The following is a 16281-nucleotide window of genomic DNA, read 5'->3' as shown; positions in this document are numbered from 1 at the left end:
ATAGGCCAGTTCCGGCTTAAGGAGAGAACATGAAGACCATTCATAAATACCGTCTGACACCCGGTGACGAAGTGCAGGAACTGCGTATGCCTGAGGACGCCAGTCCGTTAAAGGTGGAATTTTCGCTAGCGGCCAAGAGTATTTTTATCTGGGCCGAGCTGGATGCGGCCGGGGTGATGGATCCCGCCGTCGATGTGCGCCGCTTCAAGGTGTTCCACACCGGCCAGGGCATTCCCGCTGATGCCAATTATGTGGGCACCACTTATAACCAGATGGAGCCGCGTTCGTACCATGTTTACGAGCTGGTGGACTGAGCTCCGCACTTGAGGGAGTTTGGGGCTGGATGAAAACCGGCCCCACACCGGCTAGAATGCGCGCCTTTCCGTCTTTGCTGATGAGTTTTTCATGGAAATCAATCCGCTGCGTAACCAGCTCGCCGATATCCGCCAACGCACTGATGCGTTGAGGGGGTACCTTTGACTACCCGGGAAAACGGGAACGTCTGACCGAAGTCGAGCGCGAGCTCGAAGACCCTGCCATCTGGAACAACCCCGACCGTGCTCAGACACTGGGCCGTGAACGCGCCCAGCTGGAGGGCGTGGTGAAGAATCTGGATCAGCTTTTCAGCGGCCTTGATGACTCTGACGAGTTGTTGCAGATGCTTGCCGATGAAGGTGATGAGTCCGGTCTGGAAGACCTGCAAGGTGATATCGATCAACTGGAGAAAGTGGTCTCTGGTCTGGAGTTTCGCCGCATGTTCTCCGGCGAAATGGATAGCTGCAACGCCTACGTTGATATTCAGGCCGGCTCCGGTGGTACCGAGGCGCAGGACTGGGCCGAGATGATGCTGCGCATGTACCTGCGTTGGTGCGAGGCTCACGATTTCAAAGTAGAGCTGATTGAAGTGTCCGCCGGTGAAGTTGCCGGCATCAAGAGCGCCACTATGCATATTCAGGGTGAATATGCTTTTGGTTGGCTACGAACAGAAACCGGCGTTCATCGTCTGGTGCGCAAATCCCCGTTCGACTCTGGTGGTCGACGTCACACTTCGTTCAGCTCTGTTTTTGTATCACCGGAAGTGGATGACGATTTCGATCTGTATATCGATCCGAGCAAGGTACGCACCGATACTTATCGTGCTTCCGGCGCCGGTGGCCAGCACGTTAACCGGACAGATTCGGCAGTGCGTTTGACCTATGTGTTTACCGATCCTGATACCAAGGAAGAGCACACCGTGGTTGCCGCCTGCCAGAGTGGTCGTTCCCAGCATCAGAACCGCGATGAAGCCTGGAAGATGCTTAAGGCAAAGGTTTACGAGTTGGAAGTGCAAAAGCGAAATGCGGAGAAGCAGCGTCTGGAAAGCACCAAGTCGGATATCGGCTGGGGTAGCCAGATTCGCTCCTATGTACTTGATGACGCGCGCATCAAGGATCTGCGCACCGGCGTAGAAACCCGTAATACTCAGGGCGTACTGGACGGTGATCTGGATAAGTTTATCGAGGCTTCCTTGAAATCCGGGCTGTAATTATTTCGTCGCCCGAGCCATACCAGCAACCAGGTGAAAGAATGACTGACGACCAGCAGCACCATGATGACAATAAACTGATCGCCGAGCGTCGCCAGAAGCTGGATGCGCTGCGCGAGCAGGGCAACCCGTTTCCGAATGACTTTCGTCATGACGTGCTGGCTGCCGAGCTGCAGCAATCCCATGGTGAAAAGACCAAGGAAGAGCTGGAGCCCTTGACCATTCGCGCCAAGGTGGCCGGTCGGGTAATGGCCCGTCGTGGTCCCTTTATGGTGCTGCAGGATCAGTCTGGTCGTATTCAGATTTATGCGGACAAGGCGATTCAACAGGAAATCAAACACTGGGATATCGGCGATATAGTTGGTGTTGAAGGTGTGCTGCATAAGTCGGGCAAGGGCGACCTCTATGTGATGATTGAGCGTCAGCAGCTATTGACCAAATCCCTGCGCCCCTTGCCTGAGAAATGGCATGGTCTGACCGATACCGAGCAGCGCTATCGTCAGCGCTATGTTGATCTGATTATTAATGAGGAAACCCGAGATACTTTCCGCATCCGTGCGGCGGTGATCAGTGGCATACGTCAGTATCTGGTTGAGCGCGGCTTTTACGAAGCGGAAACCCCTATGCTGCAGGTTATTCCTGGTGGGGCAACGGCAAGGCCGTTTGTTACCCATCACAATGCGCTGGACTTGCAGATGTATATGCGCATTGCTCCAGAGCTATATCTGAAGCGCCTGGTAGTGGGCGGTTTTGATCGCGTGTTTGAAATTAACCGCAACTTCCGCAATGAAGGTGTATCCACCAGGCATAATCCGGAATTCACCATGGTCGAGTTCTATCAGGCCTATTCCGATTACCGCGACATGATGAATCTGACCGAGGATATGCTGCGTACAGTTGCCGCGAATGTGCTTGGTAAAACGGAAGTTGAATACCAAGGTGAAACCTTTGATTTCGGCAAGCCGTTTGCACGAATGACTGTGGTTGAATCCATTCTGCATTTTAATCCGGATGTTACTGAGCAGCAGCTCGGTGATATAGCGGAGGCCAGAGAAATTGCCAAGGGTCTGGGTATTCCGCTTAAAGATAGCTATGGTTTGGGCAAAGTCCAGATCGAGATTTTCGAGAAAACCGTTGAGCATCAGCTAAAGCAGCCCACCTTTATCACCGAATATCCGACGGAGGTGTCGCCACTGGCCCGGCGTAGCGATAGCAATCCGTTCGTCACCGATCGCTTTGAGTTCTTTGTCGGTGGCCGGGAAATCGCCAATGGCTTTTCCGAGCTTAATGATGCAGAAGATCAGGCCGAGCGCTTCCACAAGCAGGTGGCGGAGAAAGAAGCTGGCGATGATGAGGCAATGTTTTTCGACGAGGATTATATCGCTGCCCTGGAGTATGGCATGCCGCCGGCTGCGGGAGAGGGCATTGGTATTGACCGACTGGTGATGTTGTTTACTGACTCACCTTCAATCCGGGATGTAATTCTGTTTCCGCATATGCGGCCGCTACACAAGTAGCTTTTAAGCACACACTTACGTCAAGGAGTGAGCGCCTTATGACCGACATTCAGTATCAGGGCCGTCAGGCTCGCCGTGAAGGTAGTGAACAGCGCCGTCGCAGTATCCTTGAAGCGGCGCTGAGAATTATTGTTCGTGAAGGGATTCGCAATGTTCGACACCGTGCAGTTGCCAAGGAAGCTGATGTGCCGCTGTCAGCGACAACCTATTATTTCAAGGATATTTCTGACCTGATCGCCGACACCTTCACCCTGTTTGCCGAGCAGGCCATGGCAGAGGTGATTGAGCCGTTCCGGGAGCAGGCATTCGGCTTGCTGGAGCAGTTTGATAGTGGTCGGCTGCAGGACCCTGCAGAGCGCCTACGGTTGACGGAGTCGCTGACCGATATGACCACTTTCTTCCTCTATCAGGAGTCGCGCGATAAACGTGACCACTTGATTGCTGAGCAGGCGTTCATGCAGGAGGCGGTGCTGGACGAGCGGTTGCGCGATCTGGCTCTGGTGTACGCCAATAAACTGGTGGAGGTTCTGCAGACTGCCTGTGAGAAGCTTGGTACTGCGGAGCCAGCTCAGGATGCGCAGTTGATGTGGGCATCGATCATGAATCTGGAGCATCGCCTGCTGCTGGACCCGCAGTTCTCCATGCAAGACCTGCGAGCATTGGTACGGCGCATGCTGGAGCTGTTCATGACATCCCGGCATGACTGAGTCCAGTGACTGGGCTGGCCTTGAAGCTGGTTGGAAGCAGGTTCTGGCCGGTGAGTTAAGTAGTGACTATATGACGCATCTGCGAGCTTTCTTGCGCGCAGAAAAGCAGCAGGGCAAGGAGATTTATCCTCCCAGCTCCCTGATCTTCAATGCCTTTGAGCACACTCCGTTTGATCAGGTGAAAGTCGTGATCCTTGGTCAGGACCCTTATCATGGTCCTGGTCAGGCCCATGGCCTGTGTTTTTCCGTTCCTGAAGGAACCCGTCCACCGCCCAGTCTGGTTAACATTTTCAAGGAGATCGAACGGGATCTGGCGAAGCCGGCAAGCAAAAATGGCAATCTGGAGCATTGGGCTGATCAGGGTGTGCTATTGCTGAACGCCACCTTGACGGTAGAGAAGGGGCTGGCCGGTTCCCACCAGCGCAAGGGCTGGGAGCGCTTCACTGATGCGGTCATTGACAGGCTAAACCGTGAGCGTGACGGTATCGTATTCATGTTGTGGGGCAGTTACGCGCAGAAGAAGGGTGCCTTGATCGATCGTGATAGACATCTGGTACTGACTGCCCCTCATCCATCGCCCCTGTCAGCCCATCGGGGCTTTCTTGGTTGTGGACATTTTTCCAAGGCCAATGAGTATCTTGTTGCTCAGGATAAAATGCCGGTGGACTGGGCTCCTCAAGGGAGTTGGTAAAGCACCCGCATATTACTGGTCAGGGCTTCCTCTTCTATATAGCCGATATACTCTGCTGAAGAACCCAGAAGTATTTTTAATTCATGGCTTGAAGACACCTCCCGTGGAGGTTTGCCTTGGCCAGTAAATATAAGTCGCGTCCAGTAAGCACGCATCTGTTCGGGCGTCCGTCCCATAATGTGCAAATAAAATTTTTCCCGCGTGGGGTCTTTTGCGGGGAGGTCCAGTGGCTGCACGGGTTTCCCCGCTAGCGACCGCAATTGCCCGGAGAATAACTGCTTTACTTCATTCTGGTTCAGGCTGCTAAGCGGTGAGTCCTGGTTTGTGACAATGACGAGCTCCGCCTGAGCGAATAGTGGCATCAGCAGGGTTAACAACACTGCGGCTTTCTTTAGCATCATGCGTCTCCCTGACAATTAAAACACGGCATCTACGGCAAAGCGGAACACCATGGGGCTGCCGTTGGTTGGTAGGCCACTGAATAGCACCCCATTGGTAACCGAGCTATTACTAAAGTCATGGAAGCGGGTTGCCTCAGCTTTCAAGGCAACGCCGCTGATCAGGTCGTAGCGAGCGCCAATAGTCCATGACTTTGATCTTGAGGAATTTTGCGATAACAAAAATTGACAGCCCGCCGGGTCGGCGGCTGCGGCACAGTCAGAGTCATCGTCACTGTCCGCCGCAGCCCAAGTCAGATGCGGCATCATTTTGCCAATGCGATATCCGGCAGTGATATAGCCGGCGGTTTGCGTGGGCAGCCAATGTTGTGGGGCATCAATGCCCAGCCTTACCATCTCGGCCATCACCAGCAGGCGACCGTTATCGAACTGGGTGCCGAAGCTGGCGAAATAGCCGTAGGCGCTATCAAGACTGAGCGCTGATAGGTCTGGCCCGGTGTTAGGTGGCGGTAATGCGGACAAATCGGGTAACGCAAGGCTTGTTTGGGCGCTGGCATATCCTAACCGTACAGACCAGCTGCCCAATGAAGAGTTGAGATTGATGCCTGCCTGATCGCGTCCTTGAAAGCCGCCAGAAAACCCGTCGCCAGGCACCTCCGCGTTACCCCAGGTAATATTCAGACGATGGCGTATTTGGCCGCTGGTGAATTGCCAGGTCAGGTCCAAGCCTTCTATGGTATCGACCGGAAGAGTGCCATAAACCTGAGCAGGTAACTCGACCCATGGATAGGCATATGCAGCTTGGGTGTATTGGGAATGCATGTATAGCGGTAGCACCAAACGGCCTGCTCGCCAGGTCAGTGCCGGCGATACGTCATACTGCAGATAGGCCCATTGCATGCTGGTGTCGTAGTCTTCTTCGGCGCTGCCAAGCAGCTGAAGAACTGCGCTGCTTTTGTCGCTGATTTTTGCGCTGAGTCTCAGGCCGGCCCGGCTCAGGGGGCGAGAGTCCCACTGTGTACCGGTTGTGCCATAGGTAATATCATTACCAAGTGCATCGCGGATCGTGTCGGTGCGCTGTATGGCATAAGTGAGGAAGCCGTTGATGCGAACAGGTATTTCGCTGTTTTGCTGCTCAATGGCATTGATGCGCTGCTCTGCAGCAGCGATGCGATCCTCCAGAGTTGTAGCACCGACTGGAAGGCAAAGTGCTATTACGGCTCCTGCCCCCAAGCAATAAAGTTTGCTCATTGTTATTTCCTGTCCATGGAATTTTATTCGATAAGTATGGGCAGAGATTCGCTTCCTTGTAAATCCGTATTTTTATACGGGGCGACCCTAAGGTCGCCCATGTTCCTGTTGCTACTGAATGCGGTAAAGCACTTTAACGTTGTCAGGCACAGCATCCATTTGAAGATAGCCAATATAGTCGCCTGAGTTAACCAGAGTGGTTAACTCTTGAGCGCTGGAAACTTCTCTTGGTGGCTTGCCCTGACCAGTGAAGATCAGTCTGGTCCAGTAAGCGCGCATCTGCTCTGGTGAGCGACCCATGAGTTTGGTGTAGAAACTCTCCCGATCCTTCGAGCTGACGGGCAAGTCCAATGGCTGCACGCGCTTTCCGCCAACAGTTTTCAGTTGTCCAGAGAAAAGTTGACGTACTTCGCTTTCTGTTAGCGAGCTAAATTCCGAGCCACTGCCAGCTACGACTACCAGCTCTGCCTTTGCCAACAACGGCAAGAAGAGCAGCAACATAATGAATGATTTTTTCATTTCAGCTCTCCTTAGAATGCAGCGTCCACGGCGAGACGGAAGACTACGACATCGTTGCTTGTTGGCAGGCCTGAAAACAGGGTGCCGTTGGCAGTTTTGTCACCTGTGAAATCGTAGAAGCTAGTAGCTTCGGCCTTAAGCGCTATGCCGGCATCCAGGTCATATCGTGCGCCCAAGGTCCAGCTTTTTGAGCGTGCCACGTTTTGCGAGACCAGCGAGCCACAAGCAACGGCACTTGGGGCGGATGCGCATCTGTCATTGACGTCCGACTCTACCCCAGACCAGGTCAGGTGAGGCATCAGCCGTCCCATGCGATAGCCTGCGGTGAGGTAAGCGGCGGTCTGTGTGGGGAACCAGCCGTAGGGAGCGTTAACACCAAGCTGTACGACTTCACTGATTAGTAGCACTGAACCGTTATCGTACTGACCGCCGACGCTGGCGAAATAGCCGAAGCTGCTATCAAGGCTGTAGGGCGATAAATCAGGTCCGCCAAGGGCCGTTAAGTCTGGCAGATCGAGATCGGTCTCTCCTACGGAGTAGCTGATACGAGTAGTGAAATTGCCGAAGAAAGATTTCAGATTCATTCCGGCCTGGTTGTTTACCAGGTAGCGTCCGACTTCGGTGGGCACATCGGCGGTGCCCCATGTCACATTCAGGGCATGACCAACATTGCCGGTGCTGAACTGCCAGGTAAGATCCATGCCCTCCATTGTATTCACCGGGAGTGTGCCGTAGACCTGACTGGGCAGCTCAATCCAGGGGTAGGCATAGGACGCTTGAGTGTATTGAGAGTGCATGTAGGTCGGCAGCACCAGACGACCTGCTCTCCATACCAGTTCCGGCTTGATGTTGTAGGACAGGTAGGCCCACTGTAGCTCGGCGTCATAGTCATTCTGGCCACTGGCCAGTATCTGTATAACTGCCCCGGTACGTTCATTGATATCTGTTTCAATGCGGAATCCCGCGCGGCTGTACTCGCGTAGATTCCAGTTTTCAGAATTGCTGCCACGATAGGAAATGGGTTGACCGGCCACGGGCCCCAGAGCCGGGTCAACTACTATCCCTTCAATCGTGTTGGTTCTTTCCATCCCCAGCGTGATGAATCCATTAAAGCGAAACTTCTCGCTGGACATGCTCTGGGCTTCCAGCGCGGCGAGACGGGCCTCTGCTTGGGCCAGGCGGTCATCTAGCTCTTCTGCCCAGATTGAAGTGGCGACGGAAGTGGCCAGAATACCGGTTATCAGACGGTAAAGGACGGTCATGCGGTTGATCCCCCAGCTTGTTATTTGAAGTCTTTATCAGGTAGGTAGAAATGCTGATATTAGATTCAGCCTCTGAATAATGTCAAAACGGTGTCATTTGGCCCTGCCGTCCACCAGTGAGTGGGCTGCCTGCTATACTTGCATCCTTTAAGCGCACACCGTTTTCAGGAGCCCACAGTGACACCAGACAGCCACATCATTGATGTTACCTCCGCCAATCTCCAGCAGGTTCTGGAGGCGTCCATGCAGACACCGGTAATCGTCGATTTCTGGGCTGACTGGTGCCAGCCTTGCAAGCAGATGGCCCCTGTTTTGGAAAAGTTGGTGCGTGAGCTGGATGGCCGGTTGCTGCTGGCTAAAGTTAATGCAGATGAGCAGCAGGAGGTGGCCGCTCAGTTCCAGGTTCGTAGCTTGCCTACCCTGAAACTGGTGGTGCAGGGCCGGCTGGCGGATGAGTTGGTTGGTGCCCAGACCGAGGCGGCATTGCGCCAGTGGCTGGCGCCGGTGCTGGCAGAGTCGGATCCGGAGGCCGGTGCCGAGGCCTTTGTAGAGCAGGTCAGATTGGCGATGGCCCATGGTCATGGTGCCGAGGCTGAGGCGGCATTGCGTGATGCGTTGCTGCATGAGCCGGCGCGTCATGGCTTTCGGGCGCTGCTGGTGGAGTATCTGTTGGGTGAAGGGCGTCTTGATGAGGCTCAGTCAGTGCTAGCGGAAATCGCCGAGGATGTGGTTGAGTTGCGGCCATTTCGAGCCCGTTTTGCATTACTGGAGGAACTCGAGGAGTCGGCACCGGTGTCGTTGGCGGAGCTGGCCGCCAGAGTGACAGCAACTCCCACCCCGGAAGACCTATATCAATATGGCCTGCGGGCCGCCGCCGCAGGCCAGTTTGAGACTGGCCTGCAGGCTCTGCTGCAAATGCTGCGTGATTACCGTGACTTTGGTGACGGGTTGGCCCGTGGCGCGTTGCTAAAGGTGTTTGACTGCCTGCCCAAGGGTGATCCGCTGGCCAGTGAATACCGCCGCAAGATGTTCAACTATCTGCACTAACTGTTTTGCAGCTTCTATCGTGCCAGCATGGAGCACTCAGGGTGATCCATGCTGGTGCGTAACGCCTGCGATGCTGCATTAATATGGTGCATTTATGCATCGTTACTCGCTCCACTCAGCTTAACCTACTGAAATTACTGAACTCCTGAGCTGGCCCGCATTCTGCATGCCCTGATCCGGTGCATCTTGTTGATAAGGTTCGATATTGGTGCAGCGTGAGCCGCCACTCAGGAGATAAAAAATGAAAATGATCACCGCCGTGATCAAGCCCTTCAAACTCGACGATGTTCGCGACGCCTTGGCGGAAATCGGCATACAGGGCATGACCATTACTGAAGTGAAAGGGTTTGGCCGCCAGAAGGGCCATACCGAGTTGTACCGTGGTGCCGAGTATGTAGTCGACTTCGTCCCCAAGGTGAAGTTGGAGCTGGCCGTCCGCGATGAGCAGGTGGACGCCGCCGTTGAAGCCATTATCGGTTCTGCCGGTAACGGCAAGATCGGTGATGGCAAAATCTTTATTTCTGCGCTTGAGCAGGTTGTCCGTATCCGCACCGGTGAAACCGGCGGCGAAGCGATCTGAGGAATTCTACCAATGAAACTTTTCAGCAAATCTTTCCTGCTGGCGGCACTGCTATGTCCGGCGCTGGCGTTCGCCGATCAGATGAACGGCGCTGACACAGCATGGATTCTGACCAGCACTGCTCTGGTCCTGTTTATGACTCTGCCAGGGCTGGCGCTTTTTTACGGGGGCCTGGTCCGTGCAAAGAACGTGCTGTCCGTGCTTATGCAATGTTTTGCCATTGCCTGCGGCGCATCCTTGTTATGGCTAGTGGTGGGGTATTCGCTGGCGTTTAGTGATGGAGGCAGCGTCAATGCCTGGATTGGTGGTCTTGATTATGTGTTCTTCAGTGGCATTGATCGTGAGTCGATCACGGGTACCTTGCCAACGGCTTTGCATGGCTTATTCCAGATGACTTTTGCCATTATCACGCCTGCACTGATCGTCGGTGCTTTCGCGGAACGCATGCGTTTTGGTGCCATGCTTACGTTCTCCATGCTGTGGCTGCTGCTGGTGTATGTGCCTGTTTGTCATTGGGTGTGGGGTGGTGGTTGGCTGGCGGAGCTCGGCCTGTACGATTTTGCCGGTGGCACCGTGGTACATATCACTGCTGGTGTGGCAGCGCTGGTGGCAGCTCTGGTGCTGGGGCGTCGCAATGGCTTTCCCGGCGCCGGGATGAAGCCGCATAACATGACCATGACCGTGATGGGGGCAGGCATGCTCTGGGTTGGCTGGTTCGGCTTCAATGGTGGTTCCGCTGTTGCGGCGGATGGCAATGCGGCCATGGCTATGCTGGTTACCCATATTTCTGCGGCGGCGGGCTCGCTGGCCTGGATCGCGCTGGAGTGGAAGAAGTTTGGCAAACCTTCGGCGCTGGGTATTGCTACCGGTATGGTCGCTGGTCTTGGAACTATTACTCCGGCGTCCGGCTTTGTTAGCCCGGCAGCCGCTTTGGTAATTGGCCTCGCTGCCGGGGTGGTGTGCTTCTATGCAGTAATGCTAATCAAGCAGCGCCTGAAAATTGATGATTCGCTGGATGTGTTTCCGGTGCATGGTGTAGGCGGCATATTGGGCACTTTGGCAGCAGGGGTGTTCGCTTCTACCGAACTGGGGCTGTTCTCCGGTTACGGCTTCGCTTTTGATCACTACGGCATGCTGGATCAGGTCGGTGTGCAGGCAGTCGGTGTGCTGGCAACCGCTCTCTACACAGCGCTTGCGACATGGATCATCCTGCGTCTGGTTGGCTTGTTCACTTCTCTGCGTGTGACTCCGGAAGAAGAATCTCAGGGGCTGGATATTGCCCTGCATGAAGAGCGTGGTTACGACCTCTGATCCGGCCTTTTGCAGCCTGACAGGAATGCTCGCCGGCATGGACGCTGGCGCTATTGCCATGATTCGGGCCTTTCTATATGGTACTGAACGTTTCGAACGCTCGTTTGAACAGGACGAGTTATGACAACAACATCGAGGAGATAATTATGAGTCAGGAATTTTTGTCTGAAGGCTGGTTCGCCATGGTTAAGACTCTGCGTGATGAAGCTGGTGCTCTGGAAGCCCCGGCGGCGCTGGCTGACCTGATTATCAATGTCACCATCACTGGTGGTTCTGTTGACAAGGCAATGTCTCTGGTAGGCGGAATGCTGGAAGAAGGTCATCATCCGAACGCACCGACCACAATGATCCTGCCGGCTGATCTGGCCAAGCGCATCTTCATTGAAGGTGATCAATCTGCTGGTATGCAGGGCTTTATGACCGGTCAGATCCGCATCGAAGGCGACATGAGCAAGTTGATGGCGCTGCAGACTGCACAGCCGACCGCTGCTCAGGTTGAGCTGATGAAGAAAATTGCTGCTGAAACTGCGTAAGGTTTTTGCTGCAAAAAAAGGGGCCTGCGGGCCCTTTTTTATTGCACGTCCTGTTTCGCTCTTTCAGGCTATCCGTGTACTGCCCCCCGTCTGCCACGCCTGCAGGCCTTGCTCCTTGCGAACCCGTCCCGGTGAGTGTCCTGTCCAGCTACGAAAGGCCTTGGTAAAGCTGGCCTGATCGCTATAGCCAAGCTTTTCCGCAATATCAGCAATGCTGAATTCGGTTTCATGCAGGTAATGGCGAGCGAACTTTTCCCTTGCAGCGTTACGTAACTGTGAAAACGATTCGCCGGCAGTTGATAGGTAGCGAGTCAGTGTGCGTGGTGTCAGGCCAAGCTTTTCCGCGGCATGCTCCAGTGTGCAGTAGCGACCAGGGTTGCAGTGGATATAGTGGCGGATTAATGCGGTAACCTGATCCGCGTTCCACTCGGCGTCGCTAACTCCGCCCAGCTCCAAGCGGTTCTTCTGGTTGCCCTGACATTGGCTAATCAGCAGTTGATTAGAGCTATGCCCTCCTTCCACATTAACGCCGAGAATTTCTTCCAGGTTTTTCAGGCGCAGAGGGTCGTCACTCTGCAGTTGGATGCTGGCGTTCTTGCTCATGGTTGCGCTAAGTCGGCACATGCTGGCGAGGTAACAATCGACAAGAAAGTTCTCCATGTCCTCCAGCGGCCACCGCTGATGCAGGCGGATAACGGAGCCATCCCCAACAGGCACAAGTTCAACTTCCATCAATGGCACGCGGATGCGCAAGAACTGAATAGCCCGTCTGGTCAGGTCCCCTGCACGTTGCTGCGATAGCATTGAGTAGGCGAGCAGGCCGTGCGCTGACAAATCAAGCAGCGCTCCATAGCGTGCGCCGATGCATGGAACCGGGCTTTGTCGCTCGGCGGAACGAAATAGCGACAGTAGTTGGTTGACTGAAACATGGCCCTCCGGATCGGAGATCAGGGCATCATGAATGCCCGATTCAGACAACAGGGATTGCTGAGAAACACCCAGTTGGGACATTAGTCTCATAAGAATACGGACGTACACAACCGGGACAAGTGGAACATCGTTGACAAGTGAAGGCGACAGTCTCATATCTACCAACCTTTTGTTTTTATTAAATATTATTATTCTATAGAAATATTCTGTTCCTGCAGATTGGGCCATTTTATCAACAATATATGTGAATATATGTACACATATTGGCCCGTTCTGCGAGTCGGTAGGAGGTACTAGCAAGTTGTCGCAAATGGACAAGAGGATGGCGGTGGGGAACCTGTACGGCGATGCGGGCAATGGTCAATCCTATCTATTCTGAAAAACAACAATAAGCAGGCCTGACCATGAGCAAGCCAAACAATCGGATAACCGCTCGCTATTGTCCGATCAATCGCATATCTCCGGCGGATGTTTTGAAGATGTATGGCATCTTTCAAAACTATTACGAGAACTCTGATCTGGATACCTTCGTTAGTGACATGAGCCGTAAAACCGGCGTCTTTATGTTGCGTCGGCGTAGCGATCAGAAGATTGTCGGCTTTTCCACGGTTGCTACGATGGATATGCAAGTGGATGGTAAGCGCATTAAGGGCGTCTTCAGCGGGGATACCATTATTGAACGTGAGTATTGGGGCACCAGAGCACTGCCGCTGGCGTTTTTCCTTTACCTGGTGAGAACCATACTGCGCCACCCTATGACGCCAGTATTCTGGTTGTTGATTTCCAAGGGCTACAAAACCTACCTGCTGATGGCGAACAATCTTTTCCGCTTCTATCCCCATCCGCAGAATCGCTATCAGGAGTATCAATCGCTGATCCCGCAGTACTGCGAACAGCTATTCCCCGGATACTATGATGCTGATCGTGGTGTGCTGGACTTCGGCGATAGCTACCAGCGTCTTAAGGACGATGTGGCACCGATTACTGATCAGGTGCGTCAGGCCAGCGCCGCTGCGGCCTATTTCGAAACCTGCAACCCGGAGTGGCACCGTGGTACTGAACTACCTTGTGTAGGCCGCATCGGATTCTCTGATGCATTTCGTTATGTCTTTCGCTACCTGAACAAAGTCTGGCGCAAGCCGTCTCAGGGCGCGGTCCACCCGGCTGCCCAGCCGGTGGAGGCAGCTGACAGAGGGAATCATGTACCCCGGGTGGCGGTAGCAGTTCGCGTGATATCCGCAAGTCGGAAGAAGAAAAATAGCAACGGGCAGGCGATGGTGCGGAGCCGACAGTGAGCGTCCGTTATGCTTTAGGCCATGGCATTTTGTCACGCCTCGTCTCGCCCTCCAGGATTGCATTTGAGCAGCAGTGCCAGAATATGGAAGACATTCAGCGCACTAAGCTGTCTTCCCTGTTACGCGCTGTCGCGGCAACGCCCGCAGGACAGCGAAGCAACATCGACTCGAGCTGGTCGTTCGAGCGCTACGCTGCAGAAATGCCGGAAACGGATTATGACCATTGGCGTCCTGCTATTGATGAGCAGCGCTTGGGAGGGGCTTCGCTGATTGCTTCTCCTGTGCAGCGTTATCAGCCCACCAGTGGTTCAACCTCGGCAATAAAATGGTTGCCCTATACGAAGCGCTTCCTCGATGAGCTGGATCAGGCGATTTGTCCCTGGCTGGGGGACATGTACCGGAGTTATCCGGATATTCGCTCCGGTAGCCACTACTGGTCGTTATCCTGGGTGCCCACTTCCCTGCGCAGTGAGCTTGAAGGGCAAATTAACGACGACATGAAGTTGCTTTCCTTTGGCAAGCGATTCCTCGCAGGAATAACTCAGGCAGTCCCTGAAACCGTAGCCAGTGCAGCCACCTCTGCGGATTCTCGCTTTGCCACATTGGCGTGGCTGGTGGCGGATGAGTCTCTCAGTGTTATGTCTGTTTGGAGTCCGACTTTTGCTCTGGCATTACTCGATGATCTGAGTGTATGGCGTGATGAGTTGGCGCAGTGCCTGCAAGCGGGAAGCTTTGGTATTCGGGGCCGGTCGCTGAGTATGGTTCGTTGCCCCAAGGCTCCTTTTCGGGCGGCCTTGTTACGTCAATGGGATGGCCGTCAGTCGCCGGCCTTTTTTGCCCAGCTGTGGCCTAAGCTGGCGCTTATCAGCGCCTGGGACACCGCTGCCGCAGCGTCCTGGGCGACCAAGCTCAGTGATCTGTTTCCCGGGGTGGCATTTCAGGGCAAAGGACTGTGGGCAACCGAAGGCGTGGTGACTTTCCCCTGGCAGGAGAAATATCCGCTGGCGTTTCGTAGCCATGTCTATGAGTTCGCTGATATTGCCAGTGGCAAGATATTACCGCCCTGGGCGCTAGAGCCCGGTCAGGAAGTCACGCCTCTGTTAAGCACCGGAGCCGGTCTGCTGCGCTACCGGATGAGCGACCGCCTGCGTGTGGATAGCATGATCGGCAAGGTACCGTGCTTCACATTTCTTGGCCGTGATGATGGTGTTGATCTGGTTGGAGAGAAGCTTTCTGCCGTAATGGTGCAACAACTGGTCGATAGACTTGATATGCCCCATGACATGCATCCGGTGACCCTGCTTGCTCTGGATGATAGCGACGGAAAAGGAACACCAGGCTATGTCTTATTGACGGAGGGATCCCACGCCCACATGTTGACGGAAGCGGGTAAGTTGTCCGGTCTTCTGGAAAAGGAATTGTTAGGTCTTTTCCATTATCGACTGGCCCGTGATCTTGGTCAGTTGGCGCCTGTGCGGGTTCTTTGCCGTCCGGATATGCAGCAATGCTATCTGGGGTATTGTCAGAAACGAGGCATGGTAGATGGTAATGTGAAAATCGAGCCTCTGCGCTATTGGCCGGGAATGGAGCTGGCAGAAATGGTTGCAGACGGGGTGTTGGAAGGAGTTGCCTGATGAGCGCTTTCCATGCCGCCAGTGCAGCGGATGGCGCTGATATTCTACAGCTATTCCGTGACACGCCTCAGCGTGGCCGGGTGGTTTTGAACTTCGAGCGCGAGCCGGATTATTTTCGCGGCGGCAGTGTGATCTGTCAGGAACCGGAAGTTCATATCGCCCGTAGCACCGAGGGAAAATTGTTAATGCTGTATGGCATTGGCAGTCGACTCATGTATGTAAACGGTGTGGCAAGGAAAGTTCGCTATGCCCATGACCTGCGTATTGCGGAACACGCCCGTGGCGGGCGTTTGATTCTGCGCATGTCCAAACATGTTGGGAGTTTTATCGCGCCGGATGATCTTGTCCAAACGGTAATCCTGAGCGAGAACACAAGCTCCATGACTTCCGTTGCCAGTGGTAGGGCAGGGCTGCCTACTTACTATCCGAACGGGGATATTGAAACCAGCCTGTTGTTTCGCGTGCCCAGAGGTAAGCGGTCCTCTCTGACCTTCAGGCCCGCCACATTGGCAGACCTTCCGGCGATGCAGAAATTTCATGATCAGCATGCGCCGCAGCGTCAGTTTTATCCCTGCTATCAGTTTTCCGGCATTATTGACGGCAATCCTTACTTTAGTGGTCTGCAAGTGGCGGACTACTGGCTTGCTCTGGATAACGAAAAAATTGTCGGTATGGCTGCATTATGGGATCAAAAGTCTTTTAAGCAGACCAGAGTGATTTCCTACCCGGCAGGTCTTTCCTGGCTGCGCTTTTTCTGGAATTTCTGGACTAGTCTGGTTGGTGGCCTGCATTTGCCGCCTGCGGGCGGCATGATCCGCTATCTCATGCTCCACTCCGTGTTGATCCGCGATGAGGATCCTCAGGTGCTAAGAGAGTTGCTGGCTGAGATGTCCCATAGCGCTGCCAGAAAAAGTGCTGCTATTAGTGCAGGTTTCTTTCTGGATGATCCTTTGCGGGCAGCAGTGCAGGGCTGCCGTCGGCAAACCATGCGTAGTCATCACTTTCTCATTGGCTATCACGGAGATCCTCGTGATGGGCTGGATGGCCGGCCGGGGTATATAGAGTTGGCTCGCCTTTAGGA

Annotated in this window: 18 protein-coding genes; 13 read left to right on the top strand and 5 right to left on the bottom strand. The window is 54.2% G+C overall.

Going from position 1 to position 16281, the window contains the following annotated elements; translation table 11 throughout:
- Positions 1 to 29 precede the first annotated feature (29 nt).
- The 5 genes from J1C54_RS12495 to ung all read left to right on the top strand — a co-directional run bounded on the left by J1C54_RS12495 (position 30) and on the right by ung (position 4440).
- On the top strand, positions 30 to 314 hold the full coding sequence (locus J1C54_RS12495) for a hypothetical protein (RefSeq protein ID WP_229148339.1): 285 nt from the start codon (positions 30 to 32) through the stop codon (positions 312 to 314).
- A gap of 91 nt (positions 315 to 405) precedes the next feature.
- A protein-coding gene (gene prfB, locus J1C54_RS12490) for a peptide chain release factor 2 (RefSeq protein ID WP_229148337.1) occupies positions 406 to 1525 on the top strand; the annotation gives its coding sequence in 2 pieces (ribosomal slippage) (positions 406 to 477 and positions 479 to 1525; 1119 coding nt in all).
- A gap of 41 nt (positions 1526 to 1566) precedes the next feature.
- Positions 1567 to 3042, top strand: a complete 1476-nt coding sequence (lysS, locus tag J1C54_RS12485) for a lysine--tRNA ligase (protein ID WP_229148335.1) — start codon at positions 1567 to 1569, stop codon at positions 3040 to 3042.
- 38 nt (positions 3043 to 3080) lie between these two features.
- Positions 3081 to 3749 (top strand): TetR/AcrR family transcriptional regulator, encoded by a 669-nt coding sequence (locus J1C54_RS12480; protein ID WP_229148333.1) that lies wholly within the window; start codon positions 3081 to 3083, stop codon positions 3747 to 3749.
- The gene (gene ung / locus J1C54_RS12475; RefSeq protein WP_229148332.1) at positions 3742 to 4440 is read left to right on the top strand and encodes a uracil-DNA glycosylase; all 699 of its coding nucleotides are present in this window, start codon (positions 3742 to 3744) and stop codon (positions 4438 to 4440) included. Before J1C54_RS12480 ends, ung begins: the two co-directional genes overlap by 8 nt.
- On the opposite strand, the gene J1C54_RS12470 is transcribed toward ung, so the two are convergent.
- From J1C54_RS12470 to J1C54_RS12455, 4 genes are all read right to left on the bottom strand, one after another.
- Positions 4425 to 4841 (bottom strand): hypothetical protein, encoded by a 417-nt coding sequence (locus tag J1C54_RS12470; protein WP_229148331.1) that lies wholly within the window; start codon positions 4839 to 4841, stop codon positions 4425 to 4427. The genes ung and J1C54_RS12470 overlap by 16 nt on opposite strands.
- Before the next feature lie 15 nt (positions 4842 to 4856).
- Positions 4857 to 6089, bottom strand: a complete 1233-nt coding sequence (locus J1C54_RS12465; protein WP_229148330.1) for a hypothetical protein — start codon at positions 6087 to 6089, stop codon at positions 4857 to 4859.
- Between the two features lie 111 nt (positions 6090 to 6200).
- Positions 6201 to 6608: a hypothetical protein gene (locus J1C54_RS12460; protein WP_229148328.1), complete on the bottom strand. Its 408-nt coding sequence runs from the start codon at positions 6606 to 6608 to the stop codon at positions 6201 to 6203.
- Positions 6609 to 6619: 11 nt separating this feature from the next.
- The gene (locus J1C54_RS12455) at positions 6620 to 7870 is read right to left on the bottom strand and encodes a hypothetical protein (protein WP_229148326.1); all 1251 of its coding nucleotides are present in this window, start codon (positions 7868 to 7870) and stop codon (positions 6620 to 6622) included.
- 177 nt (positions 7871 to 8047) lie between these two features.
- On the opposite strand from J1C54_RS12455, the gene trxA reads away from it, so the two are divergent.
- The 5 genes from trxA (at position 8048) to J1C54_RS12430 (ending at position 11341) form a co-directional block, all read left to right on the top strand.
- Positions 8048 to 8917, top strand: a complete 870-nt coding sequence (gene trxA, locus J1C54_RS12450) for a thioredoxin (RefSeq protein WP_229148322.1) — start codon at positions 8048 to 8050, stop codon at positions 8915 to 8917.
- A 241-nt stretch (positions 8918 to 9158) separates the two neighbouring features.
- On the top strand, positions 9159 to 9497 hold the full coding sequence (locus J1C54_RS12445; RefSeq protein ID WP_229148320.1) for a P-II family nitrogen regulator: 339 nt from the start codon (positions 9159 to 9161) through the stop codon (positions 9495 to 9497).
- A gap of 12 nt (positions 9498 to 9509) precedes the next feature.
- The gene (locus J1C54_RS12440; RefSeq protein WP_229148316.1) at positions 9510 to 10808 is read left to right on the top strand and encodes an ammonium transporter; all 1299 of its coding nucleotides are present in this window, start codon (positions 9510 to 9512) and stop codon (positions 10806 to 10808) included.
- Positions 10783 to 10932 carry a hypothetical protein gene (locus tag J1C54_RS12435; protein WP_229148314.1) on the top strand — a complete coding sequence of 50 codons (150 nt, stop codon included), beginning with the start codon at positions 10783 to 10785 and terminating at the stop codon, positions 10930 to 10932. Before J1C54_RS12440 ends, J1C54_RS12435 begins: the two co-directional genes overlap by 26 nt.
- A gap of 22 nt (positions 10933 to 10954) precedes the next feature.
- Positions 10955 to 11341, top strand: a complete 387-nt coding sequence (locus J1C54_RS12430; protein ID WP_229148311.1) for an SCP2 sterol-binding domain-containing protein — start codon at positions 10955 to 10957, stop codon at positions 11339 to 11341.
- A 63-nt stretch (positions 11342 to 11404) separates the two neighbouring features.
- Here the strand turns inward: J1C54_RS12430 and J1C54_RS12425 are convergent, their stop codons facing one another.
- Entirely contained in the window at positions 11405 to 12352 is a 948-nt protein-coding gene (locus J1C54_RS12425) for an AraC family transcriptional regulator (protein ID WP_229148309.1), read from the bottom strand.
- Between the two features lie 323 nt (positions 12353 to 12675).
- Between J1C54_RS12425 and J1C54_RS12420 the strand changes: the two genes are divergently transcribed.
- From J1C54_RS12420 to J1C54_RS12410, 3 genes are read left to right on the top strand one after another with little or no spacing between them, the layout of a single operon-like run.
- On the top strand, positions 12676 to 13566 hold the full coding sequence (locus J1C54_RS12420) for a hypothetical protein (RefSeq protein ID WP_229148307.1): 891 nt from the start codon (positions 12676 to 12678) through the stop codon (positions 13564 to 13566).
- Positions 13563 to 15200, top strand: coding sequence for a GH3 auxin-responsive promoter family protein (locus J1C54_RS12415; protein WP_229148305.1), 1638 nt, complete (start codon positions 13563 to 13565; stop codon positions 15198 to 15200). The genes J1C54_RS12420 and J1C54_RS12415 overlap by 4 nt, the downstream gene beginning before the upstream one ends.
- Complete coding sequence (locus J1C54_RS12410; protein ID WP_229148304.1) at positions 15200 to 16279, top strand: hypothetical protein; 1080 nt, start codon at positions 15200 to 15202, stop codon at positions 16277 to 16279. Before J1C54_RS12415 ends, J1C54_RS12410 begins: the two co-directional genes overlap by 1 nt.
- Positions 16280 to 16281 lie beyond the last annotated feature (2 nt).

This window comes from Alcanivorax sp. 1008 (assembly GCF_020667895.1).
Taxonomy (GTDB): Bacteria; Pseudomonadota; Gammaproteobacteria; order Pseudomonadales; family Alcanivoracaceae; genus PGZG01.
Note: the sequence above shows the minus strand (reverse complement) of the source record. Positions and strands in the feature narration are given on the sequence as shown.

Bases quoted from the DNA above. Each gene is read 5' to 3' on its own strand.
- J1C54_RS12435 (WP_229148314.1), top strand. From the start codon at position 10,783: ATGAAGAGCGTGGTTACGACCTCTGATCCGGCCTTTTGCAGCCTGACA.
- J1C54_RS12465 (WP_229148330.1), bottom strand. From the start codon at position 6,089: ATGAGCAAACTTTATTGCTTGGGGGCAGGAGCCGTAATAGCACTTTGC.
- ung (WP_229148332.1), top strand. From the start codon at position 3,742: ATGACTGAGTCCAGTGACTGGGCTGGCCTTGAAGCTGGTTGGAAGCAG.
- J1C54_RS12495 (WP_229148339.1), top strand. From the start codon at position 30: ATGAAGACCATTCATAAATACCGTCTGACACCCGGTGACGAAGTGCAG.
- J1C54_RS12440 (WP_229148316.1), top strand. From the start codon at position 9,510: ATGAAACTTTTCAGCAAATCTTTCCTGCTGGCGGCACTGCTATGTCCG.
- J1C54_RS12470 (WP_229148331.1), bottom strand. From the start codon at position 4,841: ATGATGCTAAAGAAAGCCGCAGTGTTGTTAACCCTGCTGATGCCACTA.
- J1C54_RS12430 (WP_229148311.1), top strand. From the start codon at position 10,955: ATGAGTCAGGAATTTTTGTCTGAAGGCTGGTTCGCCATGGTTAAGACT.
- J1C54_RS12420 (WP_229148307.1), top strand. From the start codon at position 12,676: ATGAGCAAGCCAAACAATCGGATAACCGCTCGCTATTGTCCGATCAAT.
- J1C54_RS12460 (WP_229148328.1), bottom strand. From the start codon at position 6,608: ATGAAAAAATCATTCATTATGTTGCTGCTCTTCTTGCCGTTGTTGGCA.
- J1C54_RS12410 (WP_229148304.1), top strand. From the start codon at position 15,200: ATGAGCGCTTTCCATGCCGCCAGTGCAGCGGATGGCGCTGATATTCTA.
- J1C54_RS12445 (WP_229148320.1), top strand. From the start codon at position 9,159: ATGAAAATGATCACCGCCGTGATCAAGCCCTTCAAACTCGACGATGTT.
- J1C54_RS12425 (WP_229148309.1), bottom strand. From the start codon at position 12,352: ATGTCCCAACTGGGTGTTTCTCAGCAATCCCTGTTGTCTGAATCGGGC.
- J1C54_RS12480 (WP_229148333.1), top strand. From the start codon at position 3,081: ATGACCGACATTCAGTATCAGGGCCGTCAGGCTCGCCGTGAAGGTAGT.
- J1C54_RS12455 (WP_229148326.1), bottom strand. From the start codon at position 7,870: ATGACCGTCCTTTACCGTCTGATAACCGGTATTCTGGCCACTTCCGTC.
- lysS (WP_229148335.1), top strand. From the start codon at position 1,567: ATGACTGACGACCAGCAGCACCATGATGACAATAAACTGATCGCCGAG.